Source organism: Brumicola pallidula DSM 14239 = ACAM 615, assembly GCF_000428905.1.
Classification (GTDB): Bacteria; Pseudomonadota; Gammaproteobacteria; order Enterobacterales; family Alteromonadaceae; genus Glaciecola; species Glaciecola pallidula.
The window spans coordinates 105,985-124,358 of record NZ_KE386817.1 but is presented as its reverse complement, the minus strand read 5'-3'; the positions used below and the strand labels follow the sequence as shown (position 1 = coordinate 124,358).

14 protein-coding genes are annotated in these 18,374 nt (G+C 41.1%); 13 read left to right on the top strand and 1 reads right to left on the bottom strand.

From position 1 onward, the window contains the following. Positions 1-90: 90 nt before the first annotated feature. From rluB to purF, 7 genes are all read left to right on the top strand, one after another. The gene (gene rluB, locus G399_RS0118315) at positions 91-990 is read left to right on the top strand and encodes a 23S rRNA pseudouridine(2605) synthase RluB (RefSeq protein WP_026843875.1); all 900 of its coding nucleotides are present in this window, start codon (positions 91-93) and stop codon (positions 988-990) included. 24 nt (positions 991-1,014) lie between these two features. Then, positions 1,015-1,794, top strand: coding sequence for a tRNA pseudouridine(38-40) synthase TruA (truA, locus tag G399_RS0118310; RefSeq protein WP_006010998.1), 780 nt, complete (start codon positions 1,015-1,017; stop codon positions 1,792-1,794). A gap of 196 nt (positions 1,795-1,990) precedes the next feature. Next, positions 1,991-2,845 (top strand): acetyl-CoA carboxylase, carboxyltransferase subunit beta, encoded by an 855-nt coding sequence (accD, locus tag G399_RS0118305; RefSeq protein ID WP_026843874.1) that lies wholly within the window; start codon positions 1,991-1,993, stop codon positions 2,843-2,845. 49 nt (positions 2,846-2,894) lie between these two features. Continuing rightward, positions 2,895-4,235: a bifunctional tetrahydrofolate synthase/dihydrofolate synthase gene (gene folC / locus G399_RS0118300; protein ID WP_026843873.1), complete on the top strand. Its 1,341-nt coding sequence runs from the start codon at positions 2,895-2,897 to the stop codon at positions 4,233-4,235. Positions 4,236-4,281: 46 nt separating this feature from the next. Next, complete coding sequence (locus G399_RS0118295; RefSeq protein WP_006010994.1) at positions 4,282-5,019, top strand: SPOR domain-containing protein; 738 nt, start codon at positions 4,282-4,284, stop codon at positions 5,017-5,019. A 156-nt stretch (positions 5,020-5,175) separates the two neighbouring features. Then, the gene (locus tag G399_RS0118290; RefSeq protein WP_006010993.1) at positions 5,176-5,667 is read left to right on the top strand and encodes a CvpA family protein; all 492 of its coding nucleotides are present in this window, start codon (positions 5,176-5,178) and stop codon (positions 5,665-5,667) included. A gap of 11 nt (positions 5,668-5,678) precedes the next feature. Continuing rightward, the gene (gene purF / locus G399_RS0118285; protein WP_006010991.1) at positions 5,679-7,196 is read left to right on the top strand and encodes an amidophosphoribosyltransferase; all 1,518 of its coding nucleotides are present in this window, start codon (positions 5,679-5,681) and stop codon (positions 7,194-7,196) included. 97 nt (positions 7,197-7,293) lie between these two features. Here the strand turns inward: purF and G399_RS0118280 are convergent, their stop codons facing one another. Continuing rightward, positions 7,294-7,899, bottom strand: a complete 606-nt coding sequence (locus tag G399_RS0118280; RefSeq protein ID WP_006010990.1) for a Yip1 family protein — start codon at positions 7,897-7,899, stop codon at positions 7,294-7,296. 421 nt (positions 7,900-8,320) lie between these two features. On the opposite strand from G399_RS0118280, the gene G399_RS0118275 reads away from it, so the two are divergent. The 6 genes from G399_RS0118275 to G399_RS0118250 all read left to right on the top strand — a co-directional run bounded on the left by G399_RS0118275 (position 8,321) and on the right by G399_RS0118250 (position 18,288). Next, positions 8,321-9,274 carry a hypothetical protein gene (locus tag G399_RS0118275; RefSeq protein ID WP_006010988.1) on the top strand — a complete coding sequence of 318 codons (954 nt, stop codon included), beginning with the start codon at positions 8,321-8,323 and terminating at the stop codon, positions 9,272-9,274. An 8-nt stretch (positions 9,275-9,282) separates the two neighbouring features. Next, positions 9,283-9,843, top strand: coding sequence for a LemA family protein (locus tag G399_RS0118270; protein ID WP_006010987.1), 561 nt, complete (start codon positions 9,283-9,285; stop codon positions 9,841-9,843). Positions 9,844-9,947: 104 nt separating this feature from the next. Beyond that, positions 9,948-10,505, top strand: coding sequence for a sugar O-acetyltransferase (locus G399_RS0118265; protein WP_006010986.1), 558 nt, complete (start codon positions 9,948-9,950; stop codon positions 10,503-10,505). 214 nt (positions 10,506-10,719) lie between these two features. Next, on the top strand, positions 10,720-11,835 hold the full coding sequence (locus tag G399_RS0118260) for an efflux RND transporter periplasmic adaptor subunit (RefSeq protein ID WP_006010985.1): 1,116 nt from the start codon (positions 10,720-10,722) through the stop codon (positions 11,833-11,835). Positions 11,836-11,849: 14 nt separating this feature from the next. Further along, the gene (locus G399_RS0118255; protein ID WP_006010984.1) at positions 11,850-15,224 is read left to right on the top strand and encodes an efflux RND transporter permease subunit; all 3,375 of its coding nucleotides are present in this window, start codon (positions 11,850-11,852) and stop codon (positions 15,222-15,224) included. Further along, positions 15,217-18,288, top strand: coding sequence for an efflux RND transporter permease subunit (locus G399_RS0118250; protein ID WP_006010983.1), 3,072 nt, complete (start codon positions 15,217-15,219; stop codon positions 18,286-18,288). The genes G399_RS0118255 and G399_RS0118250 overlap by 8 nt, the downstream gene beginning before the upstream one ends. Positions 18,289-18,374: the final 86 nt, after the last annotated feature.

The window sequence follows — 18,374 nt, the reverse complement described above, 5'->3', positions numbered from 1 at the left end:
ACTAAAATTGGAATATAAAAGTCTGCACGGCCTATACGTTTTATTGAATTTCAATATGGAGTTCAACATTAAATTAAGTGAAGAAAAAACATGACGGATAGTCAAGACACAGTAAAGTTACAAAAGGCACTGGCGAACAATGGCGTGGGTTCGAGGAGAGAGATGGAACGTTGGATCCAAGACGGGCGTGTTTCAGTTAACGGTCAAATGGCAACGTTAGGCGATCGCGTTACGCCAACTGACCAAATTCGTGTCGATGGACACCTGATTGCACGTAGTGTAGAGAAATCCACTTGTCGCATATTAATGTACAACAAGCCTGAAGGTGAACTTTGCTCGCGTAATGACCCAGAAGGGCGAGCCACTGTATTTGAACGTTTACCAAAAATAATAGCTGATCGTTGGATCGCTGTGGGCAGACTAGATATCAATACAAGTGGACTATTGTTGTTTACAAATGATGGCGAGCTAGCCAACCGTTTGATGCACCCCCGTCATGAAATTGAGCGTGAATATGCGGTTAGAATTTTCGGGGAAGTGACACCGCAGATGCTAAGACTATTGCAAAAAGGCGTTGAACTTGATGACGGGATCGCAAAGTTCACTCATATTCATGTGCGACCAACCGACGATGAAAGCCAAAATCAGTGGTTTAATGTGACCTTATCAGAGGGTCGCAATCGCGAAGTCAGACGTTTATGGGAATCGCAAGGCGTTCAAGTTAGTCGCTTAATGCGCGTGCGCTACGGCAACTTAGAACTGCAAAAACGCTTACCTCAGGGCGCTTGGATTGAATTAGATTTAGTCAGAGTCAATCAACTAAGAAAGATGGTGCAGTTGCCAAACGAAACTGAATCTGGATTGACTATGCAAGACGATAAATTGGATCACACTCGGTTGAGCAGAATGCGTCGTTCAGTTAAGAAGCACAAGCTAAATAAAGCAGGGCAGGGAAGACGAAATGCCGCTCAAGCAAGAACCAAGAAGTAAGCTGAAGATAATGATTTTAATACCATGCGAATAGCGCTAGGCGTAGAATATGATGGCTCAAAATATTATGGTTGGCAACGTCAGAATGATTTTATTAGCGTGCAAGAAAAGCTTGAAATAGCATTAGAGAAAATAGCCTTAGAAAAAATTGTTGTGACTTGTGCTGGACGCACTGATGCTGGTGTTCACGCAACCTATCAGGTCGTGCACTTTGACACCGACGTACAAAGGCCAAATAAAGCATGGACTCGTGGTGTTTGCACTCACTTGCCAAAGAATATCAGTGTAAAATGGGCAAAGGTGACAACAGCCGCATTTCATGCTCGATTTTCAGCTACCTGTAGACGTTATCGCTACATCATCTATAATAATCCACTGCGTACAGCCATATTACACGCTGGCATTACGCATGTTTATTATCCCTTGGATGCGGATAGAATGCATCAAGCAGCACAGTGCTTAGTTGGAAGTAACGACTTTTCATCATTTCGCGGAGCCAATTGCCAATCGAATTCACCGGTGCGTCGTATGGAAGAAATATCGGTGACTCGAAAAGGTGATTACATTATCGTGGAAGTAGCTGCTAATGCTTTCTTACATCATATGGTGCGCAATATTGTCGGCTCATTAATAAGAGTAGGTACTAATGAGGAAACGGTCGGTTGGATGAAAGATACTCTTGACGCTAAAGACCGCAAAGTAGCAGGCACGACAGCTAGGCCAAATGGTCTGTATTTAGTCGATGTTATCTATCCGCAAGAGTTTGATATGCCAATAAGCCAGTTAGGACCTATCTTTTTATAGAAAGTAGGACGGTTTTAGTACTTCTTAGACCAGTTTTACTTTCGTCATTCAACAATAGTATGATTTAATGAGAATATAAGCGCCGTCGGAGCTCGGAAAAAAAAGAAAAATGCGTGTTTAGCGCAAAATTAGCACTCGACAATAAGCCGATAACCATCAAATTGCGATTGAAAAAGAATTAAAATAGGAATGTTTCATGAGTTGGATAGAGAAAATACTTCCACGTACGCAGTCTTCAATTAAAAGCAACGTCCCAGAAGGGATTTGGACAAAATGTGGTTCTTGTAATTCAGTACTGTACAAAACTGAATTGGAAAAACAACTGGAAGTATGTCCAAAGTGTGATCATCATATGCGGATCACGGCGCGGGCTCGGATAAATGCCTTTTTAGATACAAACGACCGCGAAGAAATTGCAGCTGACCTTGAGCCACAAGATATATTGAAGTTCAGGGACAGTAAAAAGTACAAAGATCGCATTACGGCTGCACAAAAGGCGACAAATGAGAAAGACGCATTAGTTGTGATGAAAGGTAAATTAAATGGTATGCCGATCGTTGTAGCTAGCTTTGAGTTTGCCTTCATGGGTGGCTCAATGGCTTCTGTTGTGGGCGCAAAGTTTGTTGCTGCAGTTAATTCTTGTTTGGAAAACAATACACCGTTGGTGTGTTTCTCTACAAGCGGTGGTGCGCGAATGCAAGAAGCTCTTTTATCGCTAATGCAAATGGCGAAAACAAGCGCTGCATTAGCCAAAATGAGTAAAAAGGGACTGCCATATATTTCGGTATTAACCGACCCTACAATGGGCGGTGTTTCTGCGAGTTTGGCCATGCTGGGTGATATTAACGTAGCTGAACCAAAAGCACTTATTGGTTTTGCTGGTCCTCGGGTTATAGAACAAACCGTGAGAGAGACATTGCCAGAAGGTTTTCAACGCAGCGAGTTTTTGATTGAAAAAGGCGCAATTGACATGATTGTTGACCGTCGACTAATGCGAGATAAGTTGTTTTCTGTGTTGTCGAAACTACATCACCAACATCTCGCTAACTAAAATTTAGTCGCTTTATAGTAGATAAACATATAGTAGATAAATATCGGTAATGAATAAAAAAACAAGTCTATCTGACTGGTTGACTTATATCGAACAAGCCCATACCAAGGAAATTGATATGGGCTTGTCGCGTACTAAGGACCTGGTAAATCGTCTTAACATTGACTTCACAGAGCAATGTGTCGTCACTGTCGGAGGCACCAACGGTAAGGGCACAACCTGTGCGCTTATTGAACAAATTTGTCTGCATGCGGGTCTCACCGTAGGCGTTTATAGTTCCCCGCATTTAATTAGTTTTTGTGAGCGAATTCGCCTCAACGGTGAGTTAATTGCACAAACAATGCTTTGCGAGATATTTGAGCAAATAGATATCAGCCGAAAAGAAACGGCGCAAAAAACAATTGAACTTACTTATTTTGAATTTGCTACATTAGCCGCGCTTAAAGCCTTTTCGGACCAGAAAGTTGATGTTGTTATTCTAGAAGTCGGCTTAGGCGGTCGACTCGACGCTGTGAATGTAATCGACAGCGATGTCGCGGTCATTACCAGCATAGGACTTGATCATCAAGCATGGCTAGGTGATACAAAAGAAAAAATAGCATTTGAAAAAGCCGGTATTTTTCGCACTTGTAAGCCAGTGATTATCGGAGAAGAAGCACCACAGCAATCAATGCTAGATTATGCTCAACAGCTTGGCGCTCAATTAATATGTCGCGGTAAAGACTTCATTTTTGATGAAACAAGCAACCTTGTTAGTATTCATGGAGAACAATTCTCAACTGAAAACGCCAAAATACCAAAACAGAATGTTGCAACAGCTTTAGCCGCAGTGAATGCATTAAGTCGAAGCGTATTTTCAGGCAGTGATAACGTATTGAGCAGAAAGTTAGTAACGGCATTGCCATTTTTAACCACAAGCAAAGCCGTTCAAGCGATTATCGATAAAACTCAGGTCTTAGGTCGTCATCATGTCCTGCGTCAACAGCAAAACGGCGAATATTGCGCTGTGATACTCGATGTCGCGCATAATGAAGACAGTGCAAGGCAATTGAGTCGTTTAATTAGAACTTATTCATTTAATACCTGTCACATTGTTGCGGGCATGTTAAAGGATAAAAATATCGAAGTTAGTTTACAGGCTTTTTCTGATATTCAAGCACATTGGTATTGTGCAACCTTACCTACCGCCAGGGGGGAAGATGCAGAACGTCTAGTTAGGGCCGTAAATTCAAGCGCACAATTGAATGAAAATTCAAAAGTAGATGCCTTTGGCAATGTAGATATGGCATATAAACAGGCGTTAATTAATGCTCAATCCAATGATATTATTTTGGTTATGGGGTCTTTTTTAACTGTTGCGGCTGTTCTCGCATACCATGCTAGTGCATAATCAAAGTTAAGTGGACATCACGAATTAATTTGTTGAGGAATCATCAGTGTCAAATGCGCTACAAAATAGGCTAGTGGGAACGGTTATCCTAGTTGCCGTGACGGTTATTTTTCTACCAGATTACCTGGATGGAAAAAAACAAACCAATACTGAAACTTTTGTGGATTTTCCTAGCTCAACGTCAAGTTTATCTGCAACAGCACCGGATACTTTCCCTGCACAGAAGGTCGCCAACGCAACGCGCAGAGAAGTCGTCGTGATTGACGAACAAGCCGCCGATGCGTTGTTAGAGCAAGCACAAAACGACCAACTTATCGATCAACCGACTGATAACCCAGAAAAGACCTCACAACAACCGAAACAAACTGATGAAGAACGCCGCATGGCTCAACTCATGGCTAAGAATCTGCAAGCAGCTAAGGCAGACGACAACGCGCCAGTAGACAACACAAATAACTCAGGTGGCAGTACCGCAAAAAACAATTCACTGGCTCAGCAAACCGTGGTTAAAAGTAAGCCAGATACGGCGAATAATAACGCCGGTTGGGTAGTGCAATTAGGCAGTTTCGGTAACCAAAAAAATGTGAATGAGTTGCTACAAAAGCTGGAAAAAGCTGGCTATCGTTCTTTCAGCAGAAAAGTACAAACCAGCGCTGGACGTTTAACCAAAGTATTTGTTGGTCCCGAGTTAGATAAAGAAAAATTGGACTTGGCCTTACCTCACCTGAAAGAGACGACAGGACTGACGGGTAAAATTACTACCTTCGACGTTGTCTCTGATTAAGTTAACAAACGCCGATATTTGTCTATTTTATCATTGGACTGAATGGCACCTTCTGATAGAATGCGCCGCATACTAGAAAGCACACTTTAATGTTGGCAGTAACAACATTTAGAACAGGTTTATGACTGAATTTCAACCTACGATGCACTTCTCAATATGAACTGGTTTGATTTTACCATTTTAGGCGTCATTGCCTTATCGGCAGTCATCAGCCTCATTCGTGGCTTTGTGAAAGAAGCCATTTCACTCGTTGTGTGGTTTTCTGCGTTTATCATCTCTAGTCAATTATATCCTCAAGTGGCAAAATTTCTAAGCCGTATCTCAGATGAACTATTCAGAAACGGTGTGGCTATTGCTATCTTATTTATTTCGACATTGATTGTCGGTGCTCTCGTAAATTATGTTTTTTCTCAGTTAGTCAAAGCCACCGGATTAAGTGGCACCGATAGAGCTCTAGGCGCAGTTTTTGGCGCATTACGAGGCTTACTTATTGTCAGTGCATTGCTTTTCTTTATGGACACTTTTACCCCATTTGCGGATAGCAAATGGTGGTTACAATCTATATTGGTGCCTGAGTTTTCAGTCATTATTGAGTGGTTTTTTGAATACGTTAAAGGAAGCTCAAGCTTCCTTTCTCCTATCGAATAGAAGGTTTCTATATGTGTGGTATCGTTGGTATTGTTAGTAAAGGTCCTGTCAATCAAGACATCTATGATGCGTTAACTGTGTTGCAACATCGTGGTCAAGATGCGGCTGGCATCATGACAATTGATAATGGGATGTTTCATTTACGCAAAGAGAACGGCCTGGTAAGGGATGTATTTCGTACTCGCCATATGAAGCGTCTTACTGGGAATGTTGGCATCGGACACTGTCGCTACCCTACCGCGGGTTCTTCAAGTTCAGCTGAAGCGCAGCCCTTTTATGTGAACTCTCCATTTGGTATTGCATTTGCACACAACGGTAACTTAACCAATGCACATGAACTCCAAGCTGAGGTCTTTAGTATTGCGCGACGCCATATCAATACAACTTCAGATTCAGAACTATTGCTCAATATATTTGCTCATGCTTTACAAAATGCGGCTGGGTTTGAAGTAAAACCAGAAGAAATATTTTCTGCGGTAGAAACAGTACATAGCAAGATTAGAGGTGCGTATGCGGTTGTTGCTGCCATTATCGGTAACGGCATGGTCGCATTTAGAGACCCCTTTGGAATTCGTCCGCTTGTGCTTGGCAAACGTCAATCAGAACATGGAGATGAATATATGGTTGCTTCTGAAAGTGTTGCTTTAGACTCTGTGGGCTTTAATTTTGTTAGAGATGTTGCACCAGGAGAAGCGGTTTACGTTAATCAAAATGGTGAGTTATTTACGAAGCAATGCGCAAAAAATCCTAGTTGCAATCCTTGTATCTTTGAGTTCGTTTACTTTGCACGCCCCGATTCCTTTATTGACGGCATTAGTGTTTACGCATCCCGGGTAAATATGGGACGTAAATTAGGTGAGAAGATAGCCAGAGAATGGGCTGATTATGATATTGATGTGGTGATCCCAATTCCTGAAACGTCGATGGATGTGGCGTTACAAATTGCGAATACCTTAAATAAGCCTTATCGCCAAGGTTTCGTAAAAAATCGCTATATTGGCCGAACTTTTATTATGCCGGGCCAAATACAACGCAGAAAATCAGTACGTCGTAAGCTAAATGCCATTCCGTCTGAATTTAAAGGTAAAAATGTATTATTGGTTGATGACTCTATTGTGCGCGGCACAACGTCTGAACAAATTATAGAAATGGCTCGCGAATCCGGTGCCAATAAAGTGTATTTTGCCTCTGCAGCACCTGAAATTCGGTTTCCCAATGTTTATGGTATCGATATGCCTTCTGCTAACGAACTTATTGCATACGGTCGCGAAATTGAGCAAATTTGTGAATGTATTAAGGCTGACGGTTTGATCTTTCAAGATATTGCTGACCTAGTAGATGCAGTTAGAGAAGAAAACAATGCACTGACTCAATTTGAAACATCTGTATTTGATGGTAATTATATTACCGGTGATGTGAATCAGGAGTACCTCGAGAGTATTGATAAATCAAGAAGTGAAAAAGCCAAGTCTCCCGTTATTCAAGAAGAGTTGAGTAACCTTGAAATGCATAATATAGGCACCAATTAGCAACTAAGCGAGTTGACCCCGAGGTCACTTAAGTTTGCTTATTAAAACAAAAAAGTCCGCAGTTAGCGGGCTTTTTTATGTCTTCATATTTCTCTATTTACATATATTGTGGTCCAACACCCACACTCCACAGAATAACTGAAGAAGCCATCAGTATAATCAATAATACCAAGCCACAAGTTACCACTGAGCTACTGTAAATAAAGCCCTTTTCCTCAGGAATGTGCAGCATGATAGGTACCCCAGAGTATAAGAGGTAAACGGAGTAGGAGAGGCCAACAAGTCCTATACACATAATAAACCATAACTCTGGATAGAATGCGCTAAACCCGGTCATAAATAGTGGCGTTGCCGTGTATGCAGCAAGTTCTAGTGATTGTGTGTACGTTGGAGATGAGTCAAATGATTTGGCTAACTCGTTGATTATTACAGCTAGCGCGACAACACCAATAATTAAACCAAAATACATCGCAATTGCCATTAGCATTGCGCTTTCTTGGGTTAGCTTAATCGTGTTAGCGGTGCCTCCAGCACCAATGTCCCATCCTAAATAAGTAGAGGCGTAATAAGCCATACCAGCGGGAATAAGCGCAATTAACATAATGTGGCTTAAAGCGTAAAAGTAGGATTCATGGCGTTCATCAATAGTCTGCCATTCTTCCTTCGGGTTAGTATAAATACCCCATAAATGGTTTAAAATCACTGTGACTCCTGCTACAACACAACTGTTGTAAATAGTAATAATGACGTTGGTAATGCTGCTCACCGATATTAGCATTTCCCCAACTTATTTATAAATCACTCTAGTGATTGCCATAATGGCATATTGCTATTTAATAGAGTGTTGTTAAAAAGTGACATGTAATATAATTTATTAACAAAACTTTAACAAGAGTTTGTTGCATCTGAGTTAATCGGTCAAATACAAATTCGTGATTTAGTTTTTCATCTCTATTCATGCACCTTATTTTCACGTGCGTAAATCAAATCGCAAATAGGATTGGTGTGATATAGTCGCGTGAGGCGCTTTGTTGTTTCCAACAGAAGTATTTAAAAGCAGCAAACTGCTGTAACACATGATTTATTTGCTGAGATAACTGATGCAACAGAATTCAAGAAACAAAATGTTAAAAGCGCATTTAGGTGAGCTCAAAGCTCATGCAATAATGGCTAAATCAAAAGATGATATTGACAAGGTCGCGCAGCATATTTTGCGATTTTCTCAGCGTAGTGCTTATAAGTTTAATCATAGTCTGGCAATCGTCGGGTTTGTGCTTGCAGGTCTTGCATTACTGCTGTCTTTTTGGGCGCAAATGGATTTGTCTTATGAACAGCGTAATTGGATGCGTATTGGTGGTTTTGTAATAGGAATTGCTTGTATTGTAAATATTTGGCTGCGATCCGCGTCAATCAAGAGTATCGGCGATCAGTTATATGTGCGAGCCGTTGCTATTAATGCCGGTATTGAAAGAGATTATAGCTTTGATGGCAAAGCCTATTGGCATGAATTAAAATCCATATTTCCACTCTTTAATTGTGGTGATGAGGGCCAGAAAATTACCAAACGCTATTTAGGTGGAGTTGATTCGACGCCATTTACCCTATTTGAGTTTAAATACGTTAATGTCACCACACACTACACAACCGACAATAACGGAAACTCAAGAGCCTCTCAGTCAAAAAGTACAATCTATAAGTATGGCATGCTGGTGCAATTCACTCACTTTAACTATATTTCATTAAATGCGAAGCGTTTCTCCGAGAAATGGGATTCAGCTAGCCGCACCTTTAATAAGTTGTTCAAGGTCAGATGTGCAACAGAAATTCAAGCGGCTAAATTTTTTAATCCTAAAGTTGTCTTAGCCTTCGCCGATAATTTTAACTTTATTAAGTCAATGGATGTTAACGCTCAATCTGTTGCTTGCTTTGAGCTACCGAAAAGCATTTTTCCAAGCCAAGTGAAAAAACCATCGTTACGCAAACAGGCTGATTTTGTAAAACAATTACAGCATCCAATGCAAATTCCAATGTTGGAAAATGCTAAAAATTTGCTCCACTTTATTAACCAAAATAAATAGGACTTTATATGCTTACTTCTCTCATTGTCGCCGTTGTCATCATCATTGGTATTATAATCGTATACAACCAAATTGTCGGCAATTTAAATAGGGCTAAACGTGCTTGGTCTGACGTGATCACTTATGAAAAACTAAAGCAAGACGTGATCCCACAATTAACCGAGTTAACCGATAACTTTACGCAGTTCGAAAGTGACTTTATTCATAAGGTAACTGCGCTTAGAGAATCTATTTCTGTATTGGACAAAGATGAAATTGATGTAAAAGCATTGGCTAACGTTGAGACAAAATCAAATGCTGTATTTTCTGCTTTTAGGGCGACAGCTGAAAACTATCCTGAATTAGGTTCTACTAAGATCGTACAAGAACTAATGGATGAAATTAGCGATAAAAACGAAAATGTCGCGGCGGCTATTACGATTTATAACCGCAGTGTTGAACACTTTAATAACTCCATCGAAATGGTGCCGTATAATGTAGTCAACAGTTTGTTTACCAAAAAAGAAAAGTTAGATAATTTTCATCAATCGGGCACGGTTGAATCGTATGACTATAAGCCTAATTTTTAATAATAACGTCAAATAAGTTTACTATGATTGATGCGCAGACCACGGTTTAGCTGCTATCTGCAATCACTTGTTTAAGGTCCTAAGTAAAGTGAAGAATAAAGTTAATGACTGAAAAGACCGAAAAGCAAAAAATGCTAGCAGCAGAAGCGTATTTTCCTAGCAACAAGCAGTTGCAAGCAGACCGAATGAACGCCAAGACAATATGTCATCACTTTAATCAACTGCCTCCCAATCAGTTTAAACAAGGTATGAAGGTATTAAAGGAACTTTTTGGTCGTACTCAATCATTTTGGATTGAGCCGCAGTTTTATTGTGACTATGGTTACAATATTTATTTAGGTAAGCAGTTTTATGCTAATCATGGCTGCGTTATATTGGATGGAGCGCCGGTGACAATTGGCGATGATGTTATGCTAGCGCCTGGCGTTTTGATATCTACTGCAACACATCCCTTAGAGGCTGAAAAGCGTAATAAAGGCATTGAAACTGCGCATGCGATCACCATAGGAAACAGTGTTTGGATTGGTATGGGCGCAAAAATCCTGCCAGGCGTGACTATTGGTGACAATGCTGTTATTGCTGCCGGTGCTGTAGTGAATAAATCAGTTGCTGCTAATACCCTTGTTGCAGGTGTACCTGCGCGACTGATTAAGCTGTTATAAAAAATCCCCCCGTTATCCGTACACACAATTCACAGGCTGTAATAATTCAACCAAGAATTAGTTTAATTCGCCAACTGTAATGGCGAGAATACTAAATTACATCGTGGTTAAATTATTAAGCGATTGTTTTTACTCGTTTTTCATTAACTGGCACATTCGATGCAAACTTTGGCGTAGATGAATTAAAACAATAAGTTCAATCAAGGAACTCACTATGAATGCCCCAACGTCTTTAAATGTAGCTGGCTCAATGAACAATAAATTTAAAATGGCAGCACTCGTTGCTCTCCTCAGTAGCGTCGTTTGGTTGAATGGATGTGGCAGAGCGGAGGCAACTAAAACTGAGAGTGAAATTGCTGAGGAAGAAGCACAGAAAGTTATTCCCATTCCGGTTGAAGTTAGTCTAGTTCAAAAAGGCAGTATTTCCTCAAATTACACAACGACTGCGGTGTTAGAAGCGAAGGAAGAGGCATTTGTAGTCGGCAGAGCATCCGGCATCATTGAGCACATAATGGTCGAAGAGGGTGATTATGTGGAAAAAGGCCAAATTCTTGCGAAGTTAGAGCCACAAAGATATGAGCTCAACCTTAGACGCGCTCAAGCAGATATGACCGGGATTGAGAAAGAGCTAGCGAAAATCAATAAAGTGTATCATCAGAAATTAGTCAGTGATGACATTTACGACAAAATCACTGCACAATATGAATCAGCAAAAGCAACGCTTGCGTTAGCGCAGTTAGATTTGAAAGAAGCGACTATCGTGGCGCCTATCAGTGGGTATATTGCAGAGCGAAATGCAAAAGTAGGTAACCTCACAGAATCTTTCCAACGTGAGAGAATGTTTCATATTGTCCAGCAGAAAGAGTTGTACGGAATTGTATATTTACCTGAGAAAGAACTTTCTAAAGTACATAAAGATCAGAAAGCGAGCTTAATCATCACGGCCTTGAATGACAAGAAAATTAACGCACTTGTGGAAAGAATTAGCCCCGTGATTGATTCTAAAACAGGGACATTTAAAGTCACATTACGCGTACCAAACAAAGATAAAAAGCTGATGGCAGGTATGTTTACTCAGGTTAGTTTAAATTATAACACTCGCGATAATGCGACCTTATTACCAAAAAAGGCCATGCTTGCCCTGGACGACACAATTAACGTATTCGTTGTTGATAATACCGGGATAGCTAACAAGGTAGCTATAAAAACAGGCTACCAAGAAGGTGATTTTGTAGAGGTAGTTGAAGGGCTATCGGGTAATGAAACGGTGGTGATTACCGGTCATCAAAACCTAAAAGACAAAGCGCTTGTCAATGTTGTTAACGGTTAATTGAGGGGATCATCATGAATTTAATTGATGTTGCAGTGAAGCGACCCGTCACCGTGTGGATGTTTACTTTGGCCGTGTTGTTGTTTGGCTTTGTGTCACTCTCTCGTTTATCAATAAACTTACTACCTGAATTATCATATCCTACCCTAACTATCCGCACTGATTATATTGGCGCAGCGCCTGGTGAGGTAGAGCAACTGGTTACTAAACCTATTGAAGAAGTGGTTGGTGTGGTAAAAGGCGTGCGCAAAGTTGTGTCGGCATCCAAGGCTGAGCAATCTGACGTGGTGCTTGAATTTGAGTGGGGCACTGAAATGGATTTAGCCAGCTTAGAAGTTCGTGAAAAGCTCGATGTTTTGTTTTTACCATTAGATGTAAAACGCCCTTTACTATTGCGTTTTAATCCCAGTCTTGACCCGGTTATGCGTTTCGGTCTAGGCGCCGTTAGTAAGCAAGCTAGTGCCCAAGTTATCGACCAAGCTAGCATGCAAGCTAAAAGCTTGGTTGCTATGGATATTGACACCACCAAACGCATTCGAACTTATGCTGAAGAAGAAATAAAACGCAAATTAGAGTCGATTGAAGGAGTTGCTTCAGTGCGCATCGGCGGCGGACTTGAAAATGAAGTCCAAGTGCTTATCGATCAACAAAGAACCAGTCAACTTAATATCCCTATCAGTGAGATCATTCAACGACTTAAAGATGAAAATGTAAATGCATCAGGTGGCCGAGTTGAAGATGGTGCGCAAGAATATTTAGTGCGCACCATTAACCAGTTTGAAAGCTTAGATGATATTCGCAACCTTTATATTGCGACACGAGAAGGCAAGTTTATAAAGTTGAATGACGTTGCGCAAATAGTTGACTCGTATAAAGAGCGTGATTCAATTACTCGTTTTAATGGCTTTGAGGGCGTTGAAATAGCCGTTTATAAAGAAGGTGATGCAAATACAGTTGATGTGGCGAATGCGGTGACTCGACGCTTAGAAAGCATTCGTAATAGTTTACCAGGAAACTATGAGCTACAAAAAGTGTATGACCAATCCGAATTTATCTCCAGTGCCATAGATGAAGTGAAATCAGCTGCCGTGGTCGGTGGTATCTTAGCCATGTTCATTTTGTATTTCTTTCTCAAGAATATTTGGGCCACGCTAATCATCTCGATTTCAATTCCGGTTTCCATTATCGCTACGTTTAACTTGATGAATAGCTATGATATTAGTTTAAACATAATGAGCTTAGGCGGTATTGCATTGGCGATAGGTTTATTAGTCGATAACAGTATTGTGGTATTAGAAAATATTGATCGCCACAAAAAGAATAATGTGGATGCCATGCAAGCAGCTTCAATAGGCACGTCAGAAGTTTCTATGGCGATTGTTGCATCTACGTTGACCACAATGGCGGTTTTCTTTCCATTAGTATTTGTTGAGGGAATTGCGGGGCAATTGTTTAGCGATCAAGCGTTAACTGTTGCCTTCGCTTTGTTAGTTTCGCTGATTGTTGCGCTTACACTTATTCCTATGTTGGCAGCGCGCGATCAATCTCATGTCACCGTTGCAACTCAAGATAATGAACTTGATTTAGGCCCGCATTTTAAAAAAGATAAACCAAGCGGCAAAGCCAGACGCTTTCTCTGGTACTTAGGGGCTCCTTTACGCTGGATATTTAAAACCATTTTTTACTTTATCCCTGCTGTAACTGTCGGTTTTATCGTGTCTTTGTTTAGGATCGTTAGCAGCGGGTTAAGCTGGCTATTTAAACCCGCTCTTTGGGCGTTTGATAAAATATATGATGCCTTGTCTGTCACTTATTTCAAATTATTGGATTGGGTAATGCAGGCCAGACTCGTAGTGTTGACTGCGATTATTTCAGTTTCGTTATTCTCGATACTGTTTATTCCAAAGCTTGGTATCGAATTAATACCACCCATGTCGCAAGGCGAGTTTGATGTGGAAATTACCTTACCTACTGGCTCAAGATTGGAAAATACTGATGAACTTCTTTCCCAATTAGCTATTTTTACACAACAACAAGAGGGCGTTGAACGAACTTATTCATTAGCAGGTACAGGTAGTTTGATGAACGCCTCACCGGCACAAGGAGGCGATCATTGGGGTAAACTCAATGTGGTGATGTCAGATGCGGCCAGTGTTGAACAAGAGCAACAAGTCATTGGTGCCATGCGCGCTTACTTGACAAATGTGGCGGGCATACAAAGTAAGTTTGGCGCTCCAGCGCTGTTTAGTTTTTCAACACCACTGGAAATTGAAATCATTGGCTATGACTTGATTAATTTAAAACGTTATGGTGATGTCCTAGCAGAAGAACTCGGCAAAAATAATCGATTTGCTGACATTGAAAGCTCTTTACAAAGTGGCAATCCTGAATTGAAAATTAATTTTGAGCACTCAAAACTAGCTCAATTAGGTTTGAACGCGCCGGACGTATCTAAGTTAATTGCCACTAAAGTTGGTGGTGAAATTGCAAGTAAATTCAGTGTTGATGACAGGAAAGTCGATATTTTGGTACGTAGTCAAGATCGCCAGCGAGATTCAGTGGCTGATATTGGACAAATTATTGTTAACCCAGGAGCCTCGCCCGCCATTCCATTGTCGGCAGTTGCTGATATTGTAATGTCAGTAGGCCCAAGTGAAATTAGCCGTGTAAATCAACAACGTGTTGTTTTAGTGTCAGCTAACCTAGCCTATGGCGATCTAGGTGGAGCCGTAATTGATGCACAACAAGCTATCGATAACATTCAACTGCCTATCACTCTACAAGCAAATGTAGCTGGGCAAAGTGAGGAAATGAAAGCCAGCTTCAAATCGCTTTACTTTGCTTTAGCATTAGCCGTATTTATGGTGTATATCGTGATGGCTTCACAATTTGAATCTTTTCTACACCCATTTCTGATTTTGTTTACTGTACCGATGGCCTGCGCAGGCTCGATTTATGGTCTTGTGCTAACCGGCACAAATGTCAGTGTTGTTGTGTTTATAGGGCTAATTATGCTGGCCGGTATTGTTGTGAATAACGCGATTGTATTGATTGATCGCATAAACCAGCTTCGTCAAAGTGGTGTTGCAAAGAGTGAAGCCATCATCCAGGCCGCACAAAGTCGATTACGCCCAATTTTGATGACAACGTTAACCACGGTGTTAGGCTTGCTACCCATGGCTATTGGTCTAGGCGAAGGCTCAGAGATCCGCACCCCAATGGCAGTAACCGTCATCTTTGGTTTGTTATTTGCGTCATTACTAACCCTATTCCTTATTCCAGTGTTGTACAGCTTGTTTGATCGTAAACAATTTAAGCACGTTGCGGTTTCAGGTGAGAATAGTGCTATGCCAAGAGTAACGGCTGCCCAGGAGCCTAGTCATGGATAAGTTCGACCACGCAGCCGCAGCGTTGGCGTCATTCGCTATGCGTCGTCCTGTCACAATTACGATGTTGTTTTTTTCATTACTTGTTATGGGATTGGGTGCAAGTCGTTATTTACCCTTGGAAAAGTTTCCCGGTATCGACTTCCCAGAACTCTTTATTCAAGTACCGTATCAAGATGCAACGCCTGCGGAAATAGAGAAAATGATTACGCGCCCAGTTGAAGAGGCGCTAGCGACCATGTCGGGTATTAAGCGATTGCGTTCGGTGTCAAATGAAAACAGCGCTGAAATCAACATTCGTTTTGACTGGGACGCAAATATAAAAGCGAAAAGTATAGAGGCTCGTGAGAAAATTGATGCCATACGTCATCTTCTGCCAAGCGATGTTGAACGTGTCATGGTATACAAATTCAATTTATCTGATATGCCGGTATTTCAATTACGCCTATCCAGTGATCGTGATATTTCAAATTCATTTGACTTGCTAGAGCGCAATTTAAAAATGCCGATTGAACGCATTAAAGGTGTTTCCAGAGTTGAGTTATACGGTGTTCAAAAAAAACAAATTTCCATTCTTCTTGATCCTGACCGAGTAGCTGCATTGCATGTTGATGTTGACATATTGACCAGAACCTTGCGCGCAGCTAACTTTTCGATGACCGCCGGACAATTTTTTGACCTAGAGCAAAAAATTACCGTTAATCCAAGCGGGGAATATAGAAGTAAAGAGGAAATTGCAGACTTAATTGTGATGCGTAATGTTCGGCTCAGCGACATTGCCGAGGTTATTTACGAAACACCGAAGGCTGTGGAAGGTCGCCATTTAGATAGGACCCATGCAATTGGTTTGAATATTTTCAGAGAGTCGGGTGCCAATTTGGTCGACGTGTCTGAAGCGGTCATGACCGAAATTGAAAATGCGAAAAATAGCAGTTCATTCAATGGTATTAATGTTTTTGTTATGCAAGATGAGGCTACAAGTGTCACTCAGTCGCTGCAAGACCTGATAAATTCAGGTCTAGTTGGGGGCTTATTATCGATCATTGTGTTGTATTTGTTTTTACGTAATTTGGCCACGACGTTGGTGGTTGTGTTATCAGTCCCTTTCGCTATTTGTATCACACTCGCTTGTATGTACTTTATGGGTTACACGCTAAATATTTTGTCTCTTATGGGCTTAATGCTTGCGGTAGGAATGTTGGTAGACAATGCGGTGGTAGTCACGGAAAGCATTTTTCAAGAACGAGAAAAGTCTGATGATATAGTAGAAGCGACTAAAAAAGGGGTTTCGTTAGTCAGCTTAGCGGTTATTGCTGGTACGGCGACCACGGTGATTGTATTTTTGCCCAATATTGTCGGCGTAAAAGCAGAGCTAACGGTGTTCTTGGAGCACGTAGCGGTGTCAATTTGTATATCACTCTTGGCGTCACTACTGATTGCTCAAACCCTTATTCCTCTGCTCACTACAAAACTTAAAATTAAACCGAAATGTGCGCAACAAAAACCGTCAAAATTAAAAGCAATCTATGAACAGGTTTTAAGGTGGACACTTGCGCACCAAAAAGCGACTGCAGCCATTGCTGTTGCGATTTTGCTAAGTACGAGTATTCCAATGACATTATTGCAAAGCGATGATGACAGCAACAATAACCAAGATCGTATTTGGTTGAATTATGATATTCAAGGGAATTATAGTTTAGGTGAAGTAGAGAAGTCCGTTGCCAAAATGGAAGCGTATTTATATGCAAATAAAGAAAAATTTCACATTAAGCAAGTTTATAGCTACTACACCGCCGGTTTTGCCGTCTCCGGAATTACCTTAGAAGACGACCTACCTGTAAAAGTAGCCGACTTAAAAAATGAGATTAAACAAACGCTGCCATTATTTGTACGAGCAAGGCCTTCGTTTCAATGGGATCAAGGCTCGGGTGGAGGTGTACGTCTCACCTTATTTGGTCAGAGTTCAGAAAACCTATTGCGATTAGCCAATCAAATCGTACCGGTATTGGACAGTATTGAAGGCTTAACGGATGTGAAAACTGATGTCGATGGTCAAGATTTTGAACTGCAGTTAACCGTAGATAGAGAAAAAGCATTTCGCTTTGGTTTGAGTTCAAGCGATGTGGCGACTATTGTCGGCACCGCATTGCGTGGTTCAAACTTACGCACATTCAGAGGCGAGACCGACGGTGAGGTCAGTATACGCTTGATGTATGACGAGTCGCTGCAAACCTCAGTTGAAAAGCTACGTAACCTAACTATTTTTCGCGATGAAAATCAAAACGTGACCTTGGATATGGTGGCGAGTATGAAAGTCGAGCCACGCTTATCCCAAATTCAACGCACTTCACGTCAAACGTCATTGAGTATTGGTGGCAATTTGGAGGCTGATATAACTGTGGACGAAGCTCGCGAACGGATTGAGTTAATCATGCAGAATATCGAACTGCCGGCCGGTTATTCATGGTCATTAGAGGGAAGTTTTCAGCGCCAGGATGAGGACGAAGCAATAATGCTAACAAATATGGTATTAGCCATTATCATGATTTATATCGTGATGGCCGCATTGTTTGAATCATTGTTGTTGCCAACAGCGGTACTTACCTCACTTATCTTTTCATTTACCGGTGTATTCTGGGCGTTTTTGATAACCGGTAACGCGATGACGGTGATGGGCATGATAGGCATGTTGATTTTAATGGGTATAGTAGTCAACAACGGTATCGTGCTGGTCGATCGAATAAATTATTTGGCTAATAGGGGAATGAGTGTGCCGGATGCCATAATTGAAGGTTGTTTAACTCGCGTTAGGCCTATATTAATGACGGTGTTAACCACCGTGTTAGGACTGCTACCACTGGCTGTTGGCGATGTCAATATTGGTGGTGATGGCCCTCCTTATGCACCGATGGCGATAGCGATTATTGGCGGTCTTTTATTCAGTACTATTACCAGTTTATTCTTAGTGCCTTTGGCTTACCTGCTATTACTGAAATTACGCCGAGCGACGGTAGAAATGATAAGTGAAAGTAAAATGATGGTGTCTAAATTAATTAAAGCTGCGTGATGAAATATAGTTCAGCAAGCTAAACTATATATCTGGAGAGCGATGGATATGGTCGTTATGCTGAGAGTACAAGCTACAAATATTTT